At 66.6% G+C, this 19,857-nt stretch carries 23 protein-coding genes; 17 read left to right on the plus strand and 6 right to left on the minus strand.

Annotated features, from left to right (window positions below; genetic code table 11):
- The first annotated feature begins 41 nt into the window (after positions 1-41).
- Both QOC76_RS09015 and QOC76_RS09020 read left to right on the plus strand, forming a co-directional pair.
- Positions 42-1,118: an NAD(P)H-dependent amine dehydrogenase family protein gene (locus QOC76_RS09015; protein WP_526356366.1), complete on the plus strand. Its 1,077-nt coding sequence runs from the start codon at positions 42-44 to the stop codon at positions 1,116-1,118.
- Between the two features lie 31 nt (positions 1,119-1,149).
- The gene (locus tag QOC76_RS09020; protein ID WP_526356368.1) at positions 1,150-1,887 is read left to right on the plus strand and encodes a glucose 1-dehydrogenase; all 738 of its coding nucleotides are present in this window, start codon (positions 1,150-1,152) and stop codon (positions 1,885-1,887) included.
- A gap of 8 nt (positions 1,888-1,895) precedes the next feature.
- Here QOC76_RS09020 and QOC76_RS09025 read toward each other — a convergent pair whose 3' ends face one another.
- The 3 genes from QOC76_RS09025 to QOC76_RS09035 are packed head-to-tail and all read right to left on the minus strand — an operon-like array spanning position 1,896 to position 3,357.
- Positions 1,896-2,204 carry a DUF3618 domain-containing protein gene (locus QOC76_RS09025; RefSeq protein WP_526356370.1) on the minus strand — a complete coding sequence of 103 codons (309 nt, stop codon included), beginning with the start codon at positions 2,202-2,204 and terminating at the stop codon, positions 1,896-1,898.
- On the minus strand, positions 2,201-2,602 hold the full coding sequence (locus QOC76_RS09030) for a phage holin family protein (RefSeq protein ID WP_526356372.1): 402 nt from the start codon (positions 2,600-2,602) through the stop codon (positions 2,201-2,203). The genes QOC76_RS09025 and QOC76_RS09030 overlap by 4 nt, the downstream gene beginning before the upstream one ends.
- A gap of 38 nt (positions 2,603-2,640) precedes the next feature.
- Positions 2,641-3,357, minus strand: a complete 717-nt coding sequence (locus QOC76_RS09035) for a GAF and ANTAR domain-containing protein (RefSeq protein WP_526356374.1) — start codon at positions 3,355-3,357, stop codon at positions 2,641-2,643.
- Between the two features lie 59 nt (positions 3,358-3,416).
- Here QOC76_RS09035 and QOC76_RS09040 point away from each other — a divergent pair, with 59 nt between their 5' ends.
- Entirely contained in the window at positions 3,417-4,508 is a 1,092-nt protein-coding gene (locus QOC76_RS09040; RefSeq protein ID WP_526356376.1) for a hypothetical protein, read from the plus strand.
- Here QOC76_RS09040 and QOC76_RS09045 read toward each other — a convergent pair.
- Positions 4,480-4,977 (minus strand): DUF1990 domain-containing protein, encoded by a 498-nt coding sequence (locus QOC76_RS09045; RefSeq protein WP_526356378.1) that lies wholly within the window; start codon positions 4,975-4,977, stop codon positions 4,480-4,482. The genes QOC76_RS09040 and QOC76_RS09045 overlap by 29 nt on opposite strands.
- Positions 4,978-5,015: 38 nt before the next feature.
- On the opposite strand from QOC76_RS09045, the gene QOC76_RS09050 reads away from it, so the two are divergent.
- From QOC76_RS09050 to pdxT, 13 genes are all read left to right on the plus strand, one after another.
- Positions 5,016-5,891 carry an aldo/keto reductase gene (locus QOC76_RS09050; RefSeq protein WP_526356380.1) on the plus strand — a complete coding sequence of 292 codons (876 nt, stop codon included), beginning with the start codon at positions 5,016-5,018 and terminating at the stop codon, positions 5,889-5,891.
- 2 nt (positions 5,892-5,893) lie between these two features.
- Positions 5,894-6,508 (plus strand): hypothetical protein, encoded by a 615-nt coding sequence (locus tag QOC76_RS09055; protein ID WP_526356382.1) that lies wholly within the window; start codon positions 5,894-5,896, stop codon positions 6,506-6,508.
- Positions 6,509-6,512: 4 nt separating this feature from the next.
- Entirely contained in the window at positions 6,513-7,136 is a 624-nt protein-coding gene (locus QOC76_RS09060) for a PaaI family thioesterase (protein WP_526356384.1), read from the plus strand.
- A 47-nt stretch (positions 7,137-7,183) separates the two neighbouring features.
- Positions 7,184-7,609, plus strand: a complete 426-nt coding sequence (locus QOC76_RS09065; protein ID WP_526356438.1) for a TIGR02611 family protein — start codon at positions 7,184-7,186, stop codon at positions 7,607-7,609.
- 88 nt (positions 7,610-7,697) lie between these two features.
- Positions 7,698-9,752 (plus strand): threonine--tRNA ligase, encoded by a 2,055-nt coding sequence (thrS, locus tag QOC76_RS09070; protein ID WP_526356386.1) that lies wholly within the window; start codon positions 7,698-7,700, stop codon positions 9,750-9,752.
- Positions 9,749-10,306, plus strand: a complete 558-nt coding sequence (locus tag QOC76_RS09075) for an ATP adenylyltransferase (RefSeq protein ID WP_526356388.1) — start codon at positions 9,749-9,751, stop codon at positions 10,304-10,306. The genes thrS and QOC76_RS09075 overlap by 4 nt, the downstream gene beginning before the upstream one ends.
- Positions 10,303-10,986 (plus strand): phosphatidylinositol phosphate synthase, encoded by a 684-nt coding sequence (pgsA, locus tag QOC76_RS09080; protein WP_526356390.1) that lies wholly within the window; start codon positions 10,303-10,305, stop codon positions 10,984-10,986. Before QOC76_RS09075 ends, pgsA begins: the two co-directional genes overlap by 4 nt.
- A 47-nt stretch (positions 10,987-11,033) precedes the next feature.
- Complete coding sequence (locus QOC76_RS09085; RefSeq protein WP_526356440.1) at positions 11,034-11,963, plus strand: phosphatidylinositol mannoside acyltransferase; 930 nt, start codon at positions 11,034-11,036, stop codon at positions 11,961-11,963.
- A complete protein-coding gene (locus QOC76_RS09090; RefSeq protein WP_526356442.1) occupies positions 11,963-13,111 on the plus strand; it encodes a glycosyltransferase family 4 protein in 1,149 nt (382 codons plus the stop codon). The genes QOC76_RS09085 and QOC76_RS09090 overlap by 1 nt, the downstream gene beginning before the upstream one ends.
- Positions 13,111-14,145, plus strand: a complete 1,035-nt coding sequence (locus QOC76_RS09095) for an NUDIX hydrolase (protein ID WP_526356392.1) — start codon at positions 13,111-13,113, stop codon at positions 14,143-14,145. Before QOC76_RS09090 ends, QOC76_RS09095 begins: the two co-directional genes overlap by 1 nt.
- Positions 14,146-14,235: 90 nt before the next feature.
- A complete protein-coding gene (gene pdxS / locus QOC76_RS09100) occupies positions 14,236-15,150 on the plus strand; it encodes a pyridoxal 5'-phosphate synthase lyase subunit PdxS (RefSeq protein WP_526356394.1) in 915 nt (304 codons plus the stop codon).
- A 44-nt stretch (positions 15,151-15,194) separates the two neighbouring features.
- Complete coding sequence (gene tesB, locus QOC76_RS09105; protein WP_526356396.1) at positions 15,195-16,043, plus strand: acyl-CoA thioesterase II; 849 nt, start codon at positions 15,195-15,197, stop codon at positions 16,041-16,043.
- A complete protein-coding gene (pdxT, locus tag QOC76_RS09110; protein ID WP_526356398.1) occupies positions 16,040-16,636 on the plus strand; it encodes a pyridoxal 5'-phosphate synthase glutaminase subunit PdxT in 597 nt (198 codons plus the stop codon). The genes tesB and pdxT overlap by 4 nt, the downstream gene beginning before the upstream one ends.
- A gap of 10 nt (positions 16,637-16,646) precedes the next feature.
- On the opposite strand, the gene QOC76_RS09115 is transcribed toward pdxT, so the two are convergent.
- Complete coding sequence (locus QOC76_RS09115; protein ID WP_526356400.1) at positions 16,647-17,564, minus strand: GGDEF domain-containing protein; 918 nt, start codon at positions 17,562-17,564, stop codon at positions 16,647-16,649.
- On the opposite strand from QOC76_RS09115, the gene QOC76_RS09120 reads away from it, so the two are divergent.
- Positions 17,557-17,742 carry a hypothetical protein gene (locus tag QOC76_RS09120; protein WP_526356402.1) on the plus strand — a complete coding sequence of 62 codons (186 nt, stop codon included), beginning with the start codon at positions 17,557-17,559 and terminating at the stop codon, positions 17,740-17,742. The genes QOC76_RS09115 and QOC76_RS09120 overlap by 8 nt on opposite strands.
- A 459-nt stretch (positions 17,743-18,201) precedes the next feature.
- On the opposite strand, the gene QOC76_RS09125 is transcribed toward QOC76_RS09120, so the two are convergent.
- Entirely contained in the window at positions 18,202-19,785 is a 1,584-nt protein-coding gene (locus QOC76_RS09125; protein WP_526356404.1) for an FAD-dependent monooxygenase, read from the minus strand.
- Positions 19,786-19,857 lie beyond the last annotated feature (72 nt).

A 19,857-nucleotide genomic window follows, 5' to 3' on the forward strand; every position in this document is an offset into this window, starting at 1 on the left:
AAGTTGGACAGCTGTCCAGCCGCGGCCTTGAGGAGACAGCAATGGCGATCCGCGTCGCACACATCGGCACCGGCAACGCGGGGCGCATCGCGCTCAACCACCTGATCAGCGACCCCCGCTTCGAACTCACCGGGGTATGGGTGTCGTCGGACGCCAAGGTCGGCAAGGACGCGGGCGAACTCGCCGGTCTCGACGTCTCGACCGGTATTGCGGCGACGAACGATCTGGACGCACTGCTGGTCGCGCAACCGGACTGCGCCGTCTACTGCGCGATGGGCGACAACCGGATACCCGAGGCGGTGACCGACGTCCTGCGCATCCTGGCCGCGGGAATCAACGTCGTCGGCACGTCTCCGGGCGTGTTCCAGTACCCGTGGGGCGTCATGCCCGACAAGTACATCGCTCCCATCGAAGAAGCTGCGCGACAGGGCAATTCGAGTCTGTTCATCTCAGGCGTGGATCCCGGGTTTGCCAACGATCTGATCCCCTTCGCCATCGCGAGCACGTGTCAGAGCATCGAACAGGTGCGCTGCATGGAAATCGCCGACTACGCCACCTACGACGGCTCGACCGTGATGTTCGACGTGATGGGGTTCGGCTGGAATCTCGATGAGACGCCAATGTTGTTGCAACCCGGTGTGCTTGGGATGGCGTGGGGCACAACGATCAGGCAGTTGGCGGCCGGCTTCGGCATCGAGGTCGACGAGATCAAAGATGCGTGTACGCGGATACCGGCGCCGGAGGCTTTCGACGTCGCCGCCGGGCACATCCCCGAGGGCGGCCAGGCGGCCCTGCGCTTCGAGATCCTTGGCATGGTCAAGGGCAAGCCCGCCATCGTCATCGACCACGTCACACGGCTCCGTGAGGACCTGGCTCCGGAATGGCCCCAGCCCGCACAGCCGGGCGGTTCCTACAAGGTCGAGATTGTCGGTGAACCGTCGTACACCGTCGACATCTGCCCGACCAGCCGGAAGGGCGACCACAACTACGCCGCCATCGCGGCAGGCGCGGGCAGGGTCGTCAACGCGATTCCTGCGGTGGTGGCCGCGCCACCGGGGATCAGGACGACAATCGACCTGCCGCTGATCACCGGCAAGGGACTTTTCGACGCCAGATAAGGCGCCCGACAACGACAAAGGAGAACACCGCATGGGACGCGTCGACGGAAAGGTTGCGCTCATCAGTGGCGGCGCGCGGGGTATGGGCGCCGCGCATGCGCGGATGCTCGTCGACGAGGGCGGCAAGGTCGTGATCGGCGACATCCTCGACGACGAGGGCAAGGCGCTGGCCGATGACATCGGCGACAGCGCGCGCTACGTCCACCTCGACGTCACCCAGCCCGACCAGTGGCAGGCCGCCGTCGACGTCGCCGTCGGCGAATTCGGCAAGCTCAACGTGCTGGTGAACAACGCGGGCATCGTGGCGCTCGGGCCGCTGAAGAAGTTCGACCTGGACGAGTGGCAGAAGGTCATCGACGTCAATCTGACCGGCACGTTCCTCGGCATGCGCGCGGCGGTCCAGCCCATGATCGATGCGGGCGGCGGTTCCATCATCAACGTGTCGTCGATCGAGGGCCTCCGCGGTGCCCCCTTTGTTCACCCCTACGTGGCGTCCAAGTGGGCGGTGCGCGGGCTGGCCAAGTCGGCCGCACTCGAGTTGGCGCCCAAGAACATCCGGGTCAACTCGGTGCATCCCGGGTTCGTCCGCACCCCGATGACCGCGCACCTACCCGAGGACATGGTGACCATTCCGCTCGGCCGTCCCGGGGAACCGGAAGAGGTGGCCACGTTCATCGTGTTCCTGGCCAGCGACGAGTCGTCATACTCGACCGGCAGCGAATTCGTCATGGACGGCGGCCTGGTGACTGCCGTCCCGAGCAAGACCTAGCAGCCACCTCAGCGGCGCCGCCGCCGTAGAAACCACACCAGCGTCGCGGCGCCGACGACGGCCACCGCGGCCATCGGCACCGTGACCTTTGCGCGCCCGTCGTCGATGGTCGCGTGCTGAACCGTGTGCACTTTGTCGACGACGGCCTCTTTGGTCTCGGCGGCCTTCTCCTTGGCTCGCTGCTTGACGTCCATCTTGGCCGACAAGGCCTCGACGGTTTCGCCGAGTTCCTTGCGCGTCTGCTCGATGTCGGTCTGGATGTCGTCGATGTCCGCGTCGGGACCGGGCTCTGGACGAGCGGGTTCGGGTTTAGTCATGAGCGCGCGTCCTTCACTTCCTTGATGTCCGCCTTGAGGCTTTCGACGCTTTCCTTCGGCGGCGGCGCGATCTCCGCTGCCTGCTTGCGGCCCACCAGCGCCGCGACGCCCGCCGCCAGGAAAAGGACCACCGCAACGATCACGGCGGCGGCCCACACCGGCAGCACGAGCGCCAGTGCCGCCACGCTGGCGGCGATCAACGTCATCAGGCCCAGGATGGACAGCAGACCCGCCGCGCTGAACAACCCGGCGCCGACGCCGGCGTGCTTCGCGGATTGCTGTAGCTCCTTGGTCGCCAACCGCATCTCATCGCGTACGAGGCGCGACGTCTGCGTCGACAACTGGCTCATCAATTCGCCGATCGAGGCATCGGCAGCCGGTTTCGATTCCACACTCATGCCGGGTGGATTTCCCCGGCCACACGGGACGAAACACGCTATTCGATCGAGGACTGCTGCTTTTCCACGAGGTCGGCGGCGATCTGGATCAACGGCGTGTTGGAGTCCTGCGACAGCTTGCGCATCAGGTCGAACGCTTGAATTGCGCTGACGCTGTAACGCTCCATCAGCATGCCCTTGGCCTGCCCGATGACATCGCGGCTCGCCAGCGCCTTCTTGAATTGCTCGTCGCGGCGGGCCGCATTCCACGCGACCGAGGAGTGAGCCGCGAAGACGAGGCCGATTTCACGCGTTTCGGTACCGAACACATTCGCTGACTCGGCGTAGACATTGAGCGCACCCATCGTCTCGCCCGCGATCCACATCTGGAAGGACATCACCGAGCGAATTGGAGTCTTCGCCAGTACATCCCGTGCATACCGCGGAAACCGTTCGTCAGTCTCGAGGTCCTTGACGTGGATGGTCTTCTCTTCCCAGGCCGCCGTCAGGCACGGTCCCTCGCGATGGCGCTGCTGAATCTCGTCGAGCAGTATCGGCCACTTGTGCGTCGCGGCGGGCGTGTCGATCTGCCTGCCGTTTCGGGTGACCGTCACCCCGGCGTATTGCGCGCCGGGTATCTCGACTGCGGCGTGCTCGGCCAGCTCGGCGATGACGGTATCGGAATCGACGTCCCCGCGGCCGTAGAGCTCTTGCACGATCTCGGCGATGCGCAGGTGGGCCGTTACCACCTCAGCTGGATCGTTCACCGCTGTCATCCGATCATTCTGCTCCGATAAGTTGCTTTAGGCTAACGCGGGCGTAAGGCGGAGAGCGTATGTATGGACAACGGCGTCACCGCCACGGTGTTATCACCCGAAGCGCGACCGGTCCCGGTGCCGCGGAAGCGTTCACGATCATCGCGATCGCGACCATCCTGATTACCCGTCTGTATCTTGCGCTGACGGGCTATCCGCAGGTCGGCGGGGGTGACCTGCACATCGCCCACGCGCTCTACGGCGGGGCTTTGATGATGCTTGCCTTACTGATCGGCTGGTTGATGCTCGGCTTCGGCGCCCGGGCGGCATGCGTGATACTCGGCGGCATCGGGTTCGGGTTGTTCCTCGATGAGGTCGGCAAGTTCGTCACTAAGAACAACGACTACTTTTACGGGCCCGCCGCCGAAATCATGTACATCCTGGTGGTCGTCATTCTGGTCGGCGCGCGGATCGTGCGCGACTTCCGGCCGCTCAGCGCCAGGGAGTGCCTGGCGTCGGCCGCGACGGTCGCAGCCTACGGCGTCGCGCGCGGGCTGGCCGTCCGGCGCCGTGAGATCGGGTTGAGCCTCGCCGAACGGGCCGGCGCAGGGGGAGCCGACGCCGACGAGGTGGCCGCGGTGCGGGCGCTGCTGCTGTCTGCCGACCCCGCGTCCGATCGCCTGCATGCGTTGCAGGAGCGTGCGATTCGGTTGGTCCCCGACTTCCTGCGCAGCCCCCGGTGGGTGCCGATCCTCGGCTGGCTGATAGTGGTCGGCGCGTTCTTCAGTGTCGTCTTCGGTGCGCTCGGCGTCGCGCTCGGTGGCTGGTACTACGAGGACGATCGAATGACCCTCGAACTGGACGGGATGAGCATCTCGTCGGTCATCCTGCTCGTCAGCGCGGGTCTGACGCTCGGTATGGCGCTGCCCGCGATGATCGTGCGGCGCCGTTCCGACAGCGTGTGGCCGTTGGTCTGGCTGCGCAACGCCGCGCTGGTGTTCACGCTGCTCAACGCGTTGGTCGACTTCGCCACGGAAGGCTTCGGCGCGTTGCTCAACATGTCGGTCGGCCTGTTCACGCTGGCGATCATGTCCTATCAGCTCGACCTCGCCGCGCGGGCCGTCGTCCCTCCGGAGGCGTGGGCTACAGCGCCGTCAGGTAGCGCGCCGTGATGACGCGTTGCGCCAACGCCGTGACGGGCGAGCCGAGCCTGCTCCACCACGTGCCGTGCCGGGAGAACGCAACGACCTCGGCGTGCACTTCGTCGGTCGCGGAGTCGTAGCGGACGCCGAACATCTCCTCGCCGGTTTCGGGGTGACCCGGAAGGGTGCCGTAGGCGAACCCGCGGCGGTCCGGCTCGTCGACCACGTACACGACCCGGCAGGGTGCACGTAGCGGCCCGAGCCCGACCAGCACCTCGGACCCGACGGCCGCCACCTCGCTGCTCGCGTCGACGCGCACGCCGGCCCCGCGCAGCATTCCCCACCGCATCACCTTCGCCGCCGCCTCGTCGAATCGCGGACGCCCGCGGCCGATCACGGCCGACTTGCGCACATGGTGATAGCCCTCGGGCAACGGGCCCGCCGTCGCACCCACTTCGCGGTATGTCAGTTGCAGTGCCGACAAGTCGGTCAATCTCACCCCGACACCATGTCACCACCCGGCGTACGGTCTGAAAGGTGACCACTTCATCCGTCGCCCAAGCCGCAGGAACCTTTGCCCTCGGCGGCGATCTCACCGTCAATCGACTCGGATTCGGTGCCATGCGGATCACCGGCAAGGGCGTGTGGGGGCCGCCGGAGGATCACGACGAAGCCATCCGCGTGTTGCGGCGCGCGGTGGACCTCGGCGTCAACTTCATCGACACCGCGGACTCCTACGGCCCCTTCGTGTCTGAGGAACTGATTCGCGAGGCTCTCTCGCCGTACCGAGACGATCTCGTGATCGCCACCAAAGCCGGGCTGCTGCGGACCGGTCCCGACGTCTGGGTTCCGCTGGGCTTTCCAGCCTATCTGCGCCAGGAGGTGGAGCTGAGCCTGCGGCGCCTCGGCCTCGAACGGATCGACCTGTTCCAGCTGCACCGCATCGACGACAAGTTCCCGCTCGAGGATCAGATAGGTGAGCTCGCCGCGCTGCAGCAGGAGGGCAAGATCCGCCACATCGGCCTGTCGGAGGTCGACGTCACGCAGTTGGAGGCGGCCCAGAAGATCGCCCCGATCGTGTCGGTGCAGAACATGTACAACCTCACCGCCCGCGCGGCCGAGCCGGTGCTCGAGGCGTGTGAGGCCCAAGGGCTCGGCTTCATTCCGTGGTTCCCGCTCGCCGCCGGACCGCTCGCGGCACCCGATGGCCCGCTGCAGCGCATCGCCGCGGACCACCGAGCCACAGCGTCGCAGCTCGCCCTGGCGTGGCTGCTGAAGCGTTCGCCGGTGATGCTGCCCATTCCGGGCACGTCGAAGGTGAGCCATCTGGAGCAGAACGTGGCCGCGGCCGAGATCACGCTTTCCGACCAGGAATTCGAGACGTTGAGCAAGGCCGGCGCGGAATCCGGCTAGCGGTGCGGCTGGCCTTCACCGGACACATCGCAGGCGCGGGCACGGGTTCCGGGCTGCGCATCGTCGTCGGCGCCTGGGACGAGTCGCCGTTCGGCACTTTCACCGACGTCATGCTGCAGTGCGCCGACGACGAACGCGTGCTGCTGGCTCCCGATGACAGCGTCGCCGAGTTCGTCGGATCGACCTACCGATTCGACCGGGTCGAAGTGGGCGCGGTGTCGGCGGGTTTCGGCGCAGGGCAGCTCGTGGTCACCACCGAGAACTTCGACGCGCGCTTCCGTATCGGCGGACCCGCACGCGTCGACCATCTGCTGCGGCTGGTGCCGCGGCGATTGGCGACCTCGCCGCGCTGGTTACGGGTGATCGACCCGGTCGCGGCGCGCGTGCTGCCGGGGGTGCACACCTACGGGACCGCGGGCAACGGCCGAGTCGAGTACTACGGCGTGCGGCGGTCGCGGCGCATCACCGCGATCGACGGCCACTACCGAGGTTCGCCCTTCGGTGGGCTGGCACCGCTGCGGCCGCCGGTGAGTTTCGGCTTCTCGTCGGCACCGTCCGCGCCGCAGGTCGTGTCGGTGACCACGACGATCGACGAATCGCGGCAGGCAATACGGTGAGCGGGTGGCCACCGACACCAATGCGGCGCACGCCGGTGGCGGGTTCAACCCGCCCGAACCCACCACCCGAGGCGGCCCGGACTACGGCCGGTTCATCGAGGCCGTCCGCACGCTGGGGGACCATACCCGCGCGGTGGATGCGCCAGACCACGTGATCACCGAGGCGGCCGACATGATCGAGGCGGTGTCCGGCCTGCTGGCGCCCTACGACGCCGACGAATGGACAACACCGTCGGGGCGGCGCATGGACCTGCCCAACCGGGGGAACATCATGCAGGTGCCCGCCGACCTGAAGACCGTCGGGGACGAGGTGGACGGCACGGTTCGCTTTCGTCGCTTCCACCTCGGCCGCAACGGAGCGGTGCACGGCGGGGCGCTCGCGCTGATGTGGGACTCGGTCCTCGGCTTCGCCGCGTTCCGGCTCACCCGCAGCCTCAAACAACGCACCGCATACCTTCACGTGAACTATCGCAAGATCGTCCCGATCGACATGGATTTGCAAGTCGACGCCAGGATCGACCGCAGCGAGGGCCGCAAGATCTTCGTCACGGGGCGGCTCCTCGACCACGATGAGGTGCTCTGCGACGCAGAGGCTTTGTTCCTGACACTCAACCCTGGGCAGCCGTGACAGGCGACGAAACCAGCACCGAGTCGCGGAGCCGCGGCGGCGGCGACATCGGATCCAGGTGGTCGGCCACCAAACGCCACTGGGCGCGCTGGCGCGACCGGCTGCGGGAGCGCCCCAGGGCCGAGTTCGGCTACCGCATCGTGGTCGGAGTGATCGGGCTCGCGGTCCTCGGCCTCGGCATCGTCGCCATCCCGTATCCCGGGCCAGGGTGGGCCATCGTTTTCATCGGACTCGGCATCCTGGCCACCGAATTCGACTGGGCGCGGCGGCTGCTGGCCTACGCCAAGCAGCGCTACGACAAGGTCATGGACTGGTTTCACCGACAGGGCAAGTTCGTGCAGATCCTCGGCGGCTTGGTCACCGCGTTGATCGTGGCTGCGACGCTGTGGCTGCTCGGGGCGCTCGACTGGTCCGCCGAGTTCGTCGGCATCGAACATCCGTGGCTGAACAGCCCGATCGGGGTCGGGGACTGACCTCCTGCACCGATAGCATGGGTCGCGTTCGTAACACCCACACGATCCCCGCGTACGCGAGGAGCACGACTTCTACAGAGAGTGACCGATGACCGCCGCCCCCAGCCCCGCCCCCGCAGCCCCGATCCGGGTCGCTGCCGGGACGACCGCTGCGGCGGCGGTTCGCGACGCGGGACTTCCGAGCCGGGGTGCCTCCAATGCCGTCGTCGTGGTCCGTGATGCCGACGGCCGGCTGTGCGACCTGAGCTGGGCACCGGAAACCGATGTCGAGGTGACGCCGGTCGCCGCCGACACCGACGACGGCCGCAGCGTGATTCGGCACTCGGCGGCCCACGTGCTGGCCCAGGCGGTGCAGGAACTGTTCCCCGAAGCGAAGCTCGGCATCGGGCCACCGATCACCGACGGGTTCTACTACGACTTCGACGTCGCCCAGGCCTTCACACCCGAGGATCTGGAGGCGCTGGAGAAGCGCATGCGCCAGATCGTCAAGGACGGCCAGCTGTTCTCCCGGCGGGTATACGACTCGAAAGACCAAGCGCGCGAAGAACTTGCCAACGAGCCCTACAAGTTGGAGCTCGTCGACGACAAGTCCGGCGACCCCGAGGTGATGGAGGTCGGCGGTGACGAGCTCACCGCCTACGACAACCTCAATCCCCGTACCCGCGACCGGGTCTGGGGCGATCTGTGCCGCGGCCCGCACATCCCGACGACGAAGTTCATCCCGGCGTTCAAGCTCACCCGCAGTTCGGCCGCGTACTGGCGCGGTGACCAGAACAACGCCAGCCTGCAACGGATCTACGGCACGGCATGGGAGTCGCAGGAAGCCCTCGACCGCCATCTCGAGCTGATCGAGGAAGCCCAGCGACGCGACCACCGCAGGCTTGGCGCCGAGCTGGACCTGTTCAGCTTTCCCGACGAAATCGGCTCGGGCTTGGCCGTATTCCACCCCAAGGGCGGCATCATCCGCCGTGAGCTGGAGGACTACTCGCGTCAGAAGCACAGCGAGGCCGGCTACCAGTTCGTCAACACCCCGCACATCACCAAGGGGGAGTTGTTCAAGATCTCCGGGCATCTGGACTGGTACGCCGACGGCATGTTCCCGCCGATGCACCTCGATGCCGAGTTCAACGCGGACGGCACGGTGCGTAAGCCAGGGCAGGACTACTACCTCAAGCCGATGAACTGCCCGATGCACTGCCTGATCTACCGGTCGCGAGGCCGCTCGTATCGGGAACTTCCGTTGCGGCTCTTCGAGTTCGGTACTGTCTACCGCAACGAGCTTTCAGGCGTGGTGCACGGGCTTACCAGGGTGCGCGGTCTGACGATGGACGACGCGCACATCTACAGCACCCACGAGCAGATGCGCGACGAGCTGACGTCCCTGCTGCGGTTCGTGCTCGATCTGCTCGGCGACTACGGCCTGACCGATTTCTATCTGGAACTTTCCACCAAGGACCCGAACAAGTTCGTCGGCTCGGACGACATGTGGGAGGAAGCCACCAGCGTGCTGGCCGAGGTCGGCGCCGCATCCGGGCTGGACCTGGTGCCCGATCCGGGTGGCGCCGCGTTCTATGGCCCGAAGATCTCCGTGCAGGTCAAGGATGCGCTGGGCCGCAGCTGGCAGATGTCCACCATTCAGCTGGACTTCAACTTCCCCGAGCGGTTCGACCTCACCTACACGGCCGCAGACGGCAGCAGGCAGCGGCCGGTGATGATCCACCGCGCACTGTTCGGGTCGATCGAGCGGTTTTTCGGCATCCTCACCGAGCACTACGCGGGCGCGTTCCCGGCATGGCTGGCGCCGGTTCAGGTGGTCGGCATACCGGTCGCCGATGCACACGTCGAGTATCTGGAAAGCGTTGCCGGGCAACTGAGGTCACGCGGAATCCGGGTCGAGGTCGACACCAGCGATGACCGGATGGCGAAGAAGATCGTCAATCACACCAACCAGAAGGTGCCGTTCATGCTGCTGGCCGGTGACCGCGACGTCGAGGCAGGCGCGGTGAGCTTCCGGTTCGGCGACCGCAGCCAGGTCAACGGGATGCCACGCGACGAGGCCGTCGAAACCATCGCAGGGTGGATCGCCGACCGCGAAAACGCCGCTCCCACAGCGGAGCTCGTCGAGGCGGGCACGCGGACGTGACCGATAACGACGAGCACAAGGTCGTTGACCACGGCGTGGGCGAGCCCGATCATCTGCAGCGCCTCTGGACTCCGTACCGGATGAACTATCTGGCGGAGGCCCCGATGAAGGGCGGGTCGGCGGCGTCGACGCAGCCGTTCACCGACATCCCGACGCTGAACGACGAAGATGGTCTGGTGGTGGCGCGCGGCGAGCTCGTCTACGTCGTGCTGAACCTCTATCCGTACAACCCGGGCCATTCGATGGTGGTGCCGTACCGGCGGGTGTCCGAGCTCGAGGACCTCACCAGCGAGGAGAGTGCAGAGCTGATGGCGTTCACCCAGAAGGTGATTCGCGTCATCAAGTCGGTATCGAACCCGCATGGCTTCAACGTCGGACTCAACCTGGGCAAGTCCGCGGGCGGCTCGCTGGCCGAGCATCTGCACATGCACGTGGTGCCCCGGTGGGGCGGCGACGCGAACTTCATCACGATCATCGGCGGCGCCAAGGTCGTCCCGCAGCTGTTACGCGACACCCGCGAGCTGCTCGCCGCAGAATGGGCCAACCAGTCGTGAGCGACTTCTACCTGATGACCAGGGCGGCGTACGCGAAACTGTCGACGCCGGTCGCCAAGTGCGCGCTGCGGGCGGGCTTCACCCCCGACAGCATCACGATCATCGGCACCGCAGGTGCGGTGATCGCCGCCTTGACGCTGTACCCGATGGGGCAGCTGTGGTGGGGCTCGTTCGCGGTCGCCGTCTTCGTACTGGCCGACATGCTCGACGGCGCGATGGCCCGACAGAGCGGCGGCGGCTCCCGGTTCGGCGCGGTGCTCGACGCCACCTGCGACCGGATTGGCGACGGCGCGGTGTTCTGCGGGCTGCTGTGGTGGGCGGCGTTCGGGATGCGCAGCACATCGCTCGTGGTGGCCCTGATGATCTGCCTGGTCACCTCGCAGGTGATCTCCTACGTCAAGGCCCGCGCCGAGGCCAGCGGACTGAGCGGGGCGGGCGGACTGATCGAGCGGCCCGAACGACTGGTCATCGTGCTCACCGGCGCGGGGCTGTCGGGCGTTTCGTTCCTGCACATACCGTGGCTGCTGCATGTCGCCGCATGGCTGCTTGCGGTGGCGAGCCTGATCACCCTGGGCCAACGCGTGCACACCGTTCGCACCTCCCCCGGGGCGATGGAGCCGCTGCAGAAGGCCGATTCCGAGTTCACAGGCAATTCAGGCGAGCAGGGGGACGAACCGTGACCACCACCCCGACTGGACCGCAGGCGGAAGAACCTGTTGCTCCTCCCGTGCGTGTCGGGGGTAGCCGCTTGTCGCTCGGCGGCCAAATCGCTGATTTGGGCTACGCCACCGGCTGGCGAGTCGTGCGCGCGATGCCGGAGTTGGTGGCGCGCAACGCTTTCGACGCCGGCGCCATCTACGCATCCCGTAACGGGGGCCCGGCGCAGCTCCGGAAGAACTTGGGCCGCGTGCTCGGAGTGCCGCCCGCCAGGGTGCCGGGCGGGCTGATTCGTGCTTCGCTGGCCTCTTACGCCCGATATTGGCGGGAGGCATTCCGATTGCCGTCGATGGACAAGGAGAAGCTGCGCGATCGGCTCGAGCCGTGTCTGTTGGGGCGCGAACACGTCCGGGCCGCCCTCGACGCCGGTCGAGGGGTGATCATGCCGCTGCCGCACAGCGGAAACTGGGATATGGCCGGGGTGTGGATGGTTGCGCATTTCGGAACCTTCACCACCGTCGCCGAGCGGCTCAAACCGGAATCCTTGTATCAGCGGTTCATCGATTACCGGGAAAGCCTTGGCTTCGAGATGTTGCCCCTCACCGGCGGTGAGCGCCCGCCGTTCGAAGTGCTCACCGAGCGGTTGCGCGACAACGGAATCGTCGCCCTGATGGCCGATCGCGACCTCACCCGATCCGGCGTGCAGGTCGACTTCTTCGGGGAGCCGACCCGGATGCCCGCGGGGGCGGCGAAACTCGCCATCGAGACCGGCGCGGTCGTGCTGCCGACGCACTGTTACAACACCCGCGACAGCTGGGTCTTCGACGTGTCGTCGCCATTGGATACATCGTCAGGCGACGTCACGGTGATCACCCAGGCGATGGCCGACCGGTTCGCCGCGGGTATCGCAGCCCATCCCGAGGACTGGCACATGCTGCAACCGCAGTGGCTGGCCGACCTGTCCGAGGAGAGGCAGGCCAAGCTCAGGGGCGATTCGTGATGCGCATCGGCATGGTGTGCCCATACTCGTTCGATGTTCCCGGTGGCGTGCAATCCCACGTCCTGCAACTCGCCGAGGTGATGCGCGAGCGCGGTCACGAGGTCAGCGTGCTCGCCCCGTCGTCGCCGCATGTCGAGCTGCCCGACTACGTCGTGTCCGGGGGAAAGGCCGTTCCCATCCCGTATAACGGGTCGGTCGCGCGGCTGCGGTTCGGCCCCGCCACGCACCGGAAGGTCAAGCGCTGGCTCACCGACGGGGAATTCGACGTGCTGCATTTGCACGAGCCCAACGCGCCCAGCCTGTCGATGCTGGCGCTGCAGGCCGCCGAGGGGCCGATCGTTGCGACGTTTCACACGTCGACGACGAAGTCGTTGACGCTCAGTGTTTTTCAGGGCATCCTGCGGCCCTACCACGAGAAGATCATCGGTCGCATCGCGGTGTCGGATCTGGCTCGGCGCTGGCAGATGGAGGCGCTGGGCTCTGACGCCGTCCAGATACCCAACGGCGTCGACGTCGCGTCGTTCGCGTCGGCGCCGCGTCTGGACGGATACCCCCGGCCCGAAAAGTCGGTGCTGTTCCTCGGCCGGTTCGACGAGCCGCGCAAGGGCGTTGCGGTGCTGATGGCGGCGCTACCGTCATTGGTCGAGCGCTTTCCCGATATCGAGGTCCTGATCGTGGGTCGCGGCGACGAGGACGAGCTGCGCGAGAAGACCGGGCCGCTGGCCGAGCACCTTCGTTTCCTCGGCCAGGTCGACGATGCGCAGAAGGCGTCCGCGATGCGCAGCGCCGACGTCTACTGTGCACCCCACACCGGCGGCGAGAGCTTCGGCATCGTGCTCGTCGAAGCGATGGCCGCGAGTACCGCCGTGGTGGCCAGCGACCTCGACGCGTTCCGCCGCGTGCTCGAGGACGGCAAGGCCGGGCGGCTGGTGCCGGTCGACGACGCCGACGGTCTCGCCGCCGGCCTCATCGAGGTGCTCGAGGACGACGCCGCCCGCAGCCGCTTCATCGAGGCGGCCAGCAAGACAGTGCATCAGTACGACTGGTCGGTGGTGGCGGGCCAGATCACGCGGGTCTACGAGACGGTTGCCGGGGCGGGGGCAAAGGTGCAGGTGGCGGGTTCGGCGGGTAGGAGCGTAGCGACCTGATGACCTGGCTCGTGGTGACGACGCTTGTCGTGCTGCTTGTGGTGTTGCTGCTGGTGGGAGCGTGGGCGTATCAAACGGCGCACCGGCTGGACCGGCTACACGTCCGCTACGACCTGTCCTGGCAGGCGCTCGACGGTGCCCTGGCCCGCCGTGCCGTGGTCGCCCGCGCGGTCGCCGTCGACGCCTACGGCGCAGGCCCTGAAGGCAGGCGGCTGAAGGCGCTTGCCGACGCCGCCGAGCGCGCCCCGCGAGCCGCAAGGGAATCCACCGAGAACGAGCTGTCGGCGGCGCTCGCGCTGGTGGACCCGGCGTCGCTACCGGTGGCGCTCGTCGCCGAGCTGGCCGACGCCGAGGCGCGTGTGACACTGGCCCGCCGGTTTCACAACGACGCGGTGCGCGACACACTGGCACTGCGCGAGCGACTGGCGGTGCGCTTGCTTCGGCTCGGCGGAACAGCCGCGCTGCCAGGCTATTTCGAAATCGCAGAGCATGCCGACCGCGACGTCGGCATGGTCAGCCGCCGGACGTCGGCCCGCGTGGTGCTGCTCGACGAGCGCAGAGCGGTACTGCTGTTCTGCGGCTCGGACCCGGCGCAGCCGGATGGCAACGACGAGCCGGCACCGCGGTGGTGGTTCACCGTGGGCGGCGCGGCCCAGCCGGGAGAGACGCTGGCCGAGGCTGCGGTGCGGGAGCTGGCCGAAGAGACCGGCCTGCGCGTGGAGCCGGCCGACATGATCGGGCCGGTGTGGCGACGGGACGCCGTCATCGACTTCAACGGCTCAGTCATCCGCAGCGAGGAGATGTTCTTCGTCCACCGGACCAGCCGGTTCGAGCCGTCCGCCTCGGGGCGGACCGCACTGGAACGGCGCTACATCCACGGGCACCGCTGGTGCGATGAGACAATCATCGATGAGCTGGTCGCCGAGGGGGAGACCGTCTACCCGCTGCAGCTCGGCGAGTTGCTTCAAGAGGCGAATGCGCTGGCCGACGCCGAGGGCGCCGGGCCGCAGCGGCAGCTGCAGTCGATCCGCTGACTGGAATCGTTTCGTCTCGCGTGCGCACCGAATTCAACGGATTTGCCGCCCCCTTTAGACTGGATCAGTAGCCATTTGGAGGAGATAGCAGTGGATACCGCAGCCGGATCAAACGGGGCAGGCGGTCAGACCGGCACTGCCCGTGTCAAGCGTGGCATGGCCGAGATGCTCAAGGGTGGCGTCATCATGGACGTCGTCACCCCCGAGCAGGCCCGCATCGCCGAGGGCGCAGGCGCCGTCGCGGTGATGGCGCTCGAGCGGGTGCCCGCAGACATCCGCGCCCAAGGCGGGGTGTCGCGGATGAGTGACCCCGACATGATCGAGGGCATCATCGCGGCGGTCACCATCCCGGTGATGGCCAAGGCCCGCATCGGTCACTTCGTCGAGGCGCAGATACTGCAGAGCCTTGGCGTCGATTACGTCGACGAGTCCGAGGTGCTCACCCCGGCCGACTACACGAATCACATCGACAAGTGGAAGTTCACCGTGCCGTTCGTCTGCGGCGCGACGAATCTGGGTGAGGCGCTGCGCCGCATCACCGAAGGCGCGGCGATGATCCGCTCCAAGGGTGAGGCAGGCACCGGCGACGTGTCGAATGCGACCACGCACATGCGCGCGATCGGCGGCGAGATCCGCCGGCTGACTTCGCTGTCGGATGACGAGTTGTACGTTGCGGCAAAGGAATTGCAGGCGCCTTACGAGTTGGTGGCCGAGGTGGCCCGGGCGGGCAAACTGCCCGTGACGATGTTCACCGCCGGCGGTATCGCCACGCCGGCCGACGCCGCGATGATGATGCAGCTCGGCGCCGAGGGCGTGTTCGTCGGCTCGGGCATCTTCAAATCCGGTGACCCCGCGGCGCGCGCCGCCGCGATCGTCAAGGCCACCACGTTCTACGACGACCCCGACGTGCTGGCCAAAGTGTCGCGCGGGCTGGGCGAGGCCATGGTGGGCATCAATGTCGAGGAGATCGCGGCCCCGCATCGGCTCGCCGAGCGGGGATGGTAGGCCCCTCACGATGAGTGCTCGGCGCGAAGAGCCAAGATAACTGCATGGCGATCGAGGAGATCCTCGATCTCGAGCAACTCGAGGTCAACATCTACCGCGGAGGGGTGTTCAGCCCCGAATCCGGTTTTCTGCAGCGCACATTCGGCGGACACGTCGCCGGTCAGTCTCTGGTATCGGCGGTGCGGACCGTCGATCCGAAGTTCCAGGTGCATTCGCTGCACGGATACTTCCTGCGGCCAGGCGATGCGAAGGCACCGACGGTGTTCATCGTCGAACGCCTGCGCGACGGCGGCTCCTTCGTGACGAGGCGGGTCAACGCGATCCAGCACGGCGAGACCATCTTCTCGATGTCGGCGTCGTTCCAGACCGACCAGAGCGGGATCGAGCACCAGGACGCCGCCCCGTTCGCGGTGCCGCCCGACGATCTGCCCAATTTCATCTCCAAGGGCGGCGTGTTCGACGAAGCCGGATTCCAGCAGTTCGCGGAGTGGGATGTGCGCATGGTGCCGCGCGACGAGCTGAAGCTGCTGCCCGGCAAGGCGTCACAACAGCAGGTGTGGTTCCGGCACCGCGACCCGCTGCCCGACGATCCGGTGCTGCACATCTGCGCGCTGGCCTACATGAGCGACCTCACGTTGTTGGGCTCGGCACAGGTGACTCACCTCGAGGAGCGCAAGCATCTGATGGTTGCGTCGCTGGATCACGCGATGTGGTTCATGCGTGCGTTCCGCGCCGATGAATGGCTCCTGTACGACCAGTCGTCGCCGTCGGCCTCCGGTGGCCGGTCGTTGACGCAGGGCAAGATCTTCACCCAGTCCGGCGAGATGGTCGCGGCGGTGATGCAGGAGGGGTTGACCCGCTACAAGCGCGATTTCACCTCGGCACGGCAGTGAGCGGGCCCCGCGTCGGCGTGCTGGCGCTGCAAGGTGACACCCGCGAGCATTTGGCAGCGCTGCGCGAGGCGGGTGCCGAGGCCATGACGGTCCGGCGCCGCAGCGAACTCGACGCCGTCGACGGGCTCGTCATCCCCGGCGGGGAGTCCACCACGATGACGCATCTGCTCCGCGAGTTCGAACTACTCGAGCCGCTGCGAGCCCGGCTCGCCGAGGGGATGCCCGCCTACGGTTCCTGCGCCGGAATGATCCTGCTGGCTAGCGAAATCCTGGACGCAGGCGTTGCGGGACGCGAGGCCGCTCCGCTTAAGGGGATCGATATGACCGTGCGGCGGAATGCCTTTGGGCGGCAGGTCGACTCCTTCGAGGGCGACATCGACTTCGACGGCCTTGACCGACCGGTGCACGCGGTGTTCATCCGGGCACCGTGGGTGGAACGAGTCGGTCCTGACGTGCGGGTACTCGGCCGAGCCGCCGACCACATCGTCGCGGTCCGCCAGGACAGGATGCTGGCGACGTCGTTTCACCCCGAGATGACCGGCGACCGCCGCGTCCACCGGCTCTTCGTCGATATCGTCACCGGCCGCGCGTGACGGGTGAGCGCTAGGCCGGCTCCTCGGTGTCGAACCATTCGTCGTTGCCGGGATCGTCGAGCACGGTGAGCGACGGACCACGAACGTAGGTGACCTGATTCCCGCCGCCCTTGCGTGATACGTACATCGCGTTGGTGGCGATCGATATGAGTTCGTCGAGCACGTCGTGCGGAGGCAGCTGCACGAGTGGCTGCAGAGGTGTCGTCACCACACCGATGCTGGCCGACAGGCGGGAAGGGGAGCCCGAGATCGTGCCGCGAACCCGCTCGATCAGCGCCGACGCGTCGTTGCTGTCGAACAGGTCGGCGATGACGAACTCGGAGTCGGCGATGTGCGCGAGCACCGCGTCGCGTCGCGCGGTCTCCCGCAGGCGGGCGGCGATCTCGACGCGGGCGCGGTTGGATCCGCTCACCCCGGAGAATTCCCCCACCAGGGAAAAGCTGTCGAGGTTGACCACAGCGACGGCGAGGAACCGGTCGTCGCCGCGGCTGCGCGATGCCAGCAGCGTGGTGGCCTTTTCGTAGAAGCCGTCGCGGTTGAACATCCCTGTGAGTGGCTCGAAGTTCTCGTGCAGGATGTCGGCGTCGACGAGCCAGATCGCGGCCCGGCCGGTGAGCGAGACGAACATGACGATGAAGCCGACCAACAGCAGGGCGGAGATTGCGAACGCCAGGTCGGTTCCGGCCAGTTTGATCGCCAGCACGGTCAGCGTCACGGCGGTCGCTATCCAGGTCACGGCCAGCCATCTGGTGGTGTGAAATACCGCGGCGTAGATGGATACGAGCGTGAACGCTGTCGCACCGAACAGCCCGGCCAGCGGATCGGATTGAATCAGACATGAAGTGGCGACGCAGACCGATCCGAGGCACACACAAAACCGGGATTGGCGCGCGGTAGGCCAGCGGGAGCGCAGCCACAAAATGCTCATTACCCAACAGCACGCGGCCACCCCGACCGCGAGGCACTGGCTGGGCGTGCCGTGCGGGCCGGTCGGGCTCCAAATCAGCGTCACCGAAACGGCGCTCAACCCCAACATGACCAGCGCGATGACCCGGCAGGTAATCCTCTGGAGTCCGCGCGCGGCGAGAAAAGCGGTCAACCAGTAGTAGTGATCAGGACCGCGCCACCATCGTTGCGCCGCATTCATCGGCGACTCATATGGCACTGCGCCTGCATTTAGGCAGAGTAGCAATTCAGCAAACGTGTCATCGCGTCCTGCGCGATATATTCGCGCGAAATCTCGTTCTAGCCTGACAATTTGCTCAGCGATCTATTCTGCGCGAATTGACGTTACGGCCAACCGACGGTCATCGGCCAAGACCTCGGCTCACCGGTCGTGGCGACACTGACGGGGTGCCGGGTTTCAGGTGTACTCGCCTTCGAAGACGGGGGTGTTCGGCTGGGGACGAAGTAGTCGTCGGCGCCATTCATCCACGCCATCGGCGAATTGCCGACGTGAGCCGAAGGCTCCGACTCCAGCCGTCACCGCGGTGACATGATCACCGGAATCGGCGTAGCGCTCGCGCGTTTCGAAGCGGTCCTCGAACATCGCCTGCGGGTCGATGTCAAACGCGTAGATCGCTCACCCGTCGGATTTGTGCGAAATAGTCGGCGATCCCGGTCTGATCGTCGAGTTCGGTGACGGCGCCGATGTAGCCGTCGGGCCGAACCACCACGCGACCACCGTCGCGCAGGCCATAACGCTTGGCGACCAAGCCATCCGGATCCGCGAGGACGGCGTCGTAACCACCGACCGGAGTCTCGTCGGAGGTGATGAGCACCTGCATCTGGCCGGCAGGGCCTGCGGCGGGTGCCGGCTTACCCCCGGTGATGGTCAGGATGGTGTGGTCGGTGTTGGCAACCCCCGACGCCGCACCGATCTGCTTCGGCAGGTCTGAGTCGGCGATGTACGGAACATGCTGACCTGCAGCAACTTTCGTGTGCCGAGGATGGGACGCCAGCACGGCGGGGCTGCCCTTGTATGCGATGTTCGTCTCCTCGATGTTGCTCGCCATCACGCGGACAGCGGGCGGAATATGGCCCGCCGCGCGGACGACCGCGTCGCGTGCCACTCGGGCAACACCCTTGAGCGTGGCCACTTTGGTCAGCAAGCCGGTGAAGCCGATGACGCGCTTGCCGACAGGGCGTCGCTCGTCGTCGTAGCTGTCCAGCAGGGCCTCGCCACCCTCGCCGTTGATCACCGTCGCGAGTTTCCAGCACAGATTGAAAGCGTCCTGCATGCCGGTGTTCATGCCCTGGCCGCCGGCCGGGCTGTGAATATGGGCTGCGTCGCCGGCGAGGAACACCCGTCCCCACCGGTAATCGGGCACCTGGCCATGGTGAATCTCAAAGCACGACAGCCAGTGCGATGTCGTGATGGTGACCCCGCCGATCCGCTCGTCGACAATCTTCTGCAACTGCGCCAACGTGGGATTCAGGTTCAACGGCGTTCCCGGTGCGTCGTGGATCTGGGCCAGGAACCGCACCCGTCCGCCACGCATGGGCAGTGTGACGACCGGCCCGTCGGGAGAGAAGTAGGTGTACATGTTGGTGTTGTCGAAGTGTGGCTCGACCTCGACGTCACCGAGGATGAAGCGCTCGCCTTTGAACGAACCGTGCAGTTTGGTGCCAACCAGATGGCGCACGGTGCTGTGGCCGCCGTCGGTGCCGATGACCCACGACGTGTGGACCTGCTCGGTGGTTCCGTCGGACCGCTGCAAACTCAGATGCACGGAGTCGCTGTCCTGGTCCAACGTCGTGAGCGCGAGCCCACGGTCAACGGTGACGCCAAGTGTGCTCAGGTGCTCGGTCAGAATGCGTTCGGTCTCGGTCTGTGCCGTGACGAGGGTGAAGGCGAACGGGCTGTCCACACTGTCCAGCGGCGCGCGGAACATCAGTTTGTGGCCGGCGAACATGTTCATGCCCTTCGCCTTGACCCCGGTGGCGATCAAGTCGTCGAGGACGCCCATCCGGTCGAACATGTCGAGGCTGCGGGCATGGACGGCGATCGCACGCGACTCGTCGGTGGGCTTGTCCAGCTTGTCGATGACTCGCACACGCACTCCTCGACGGGCCAGCTCGCAGGCGGCGACCAGGCCAACGGGGCCTGCGCCGACGACTGTGACGTCGGCGTCCTGGGTGGCGGTCATTTCTGCTCCTGATTCACGGTGCGTTGAGACTAGTTTCACGATACGATGAAATAAGTCTCACGGCAAGAGGAA

This window comes from Mycobacterium sp., from assembly GCF_032159565.1.
Lineage (GTDB): Bacteria > Actinomycetota > Actinomycetes > Mycobacteriales > Mycobacteriaceae > Mycobacterium.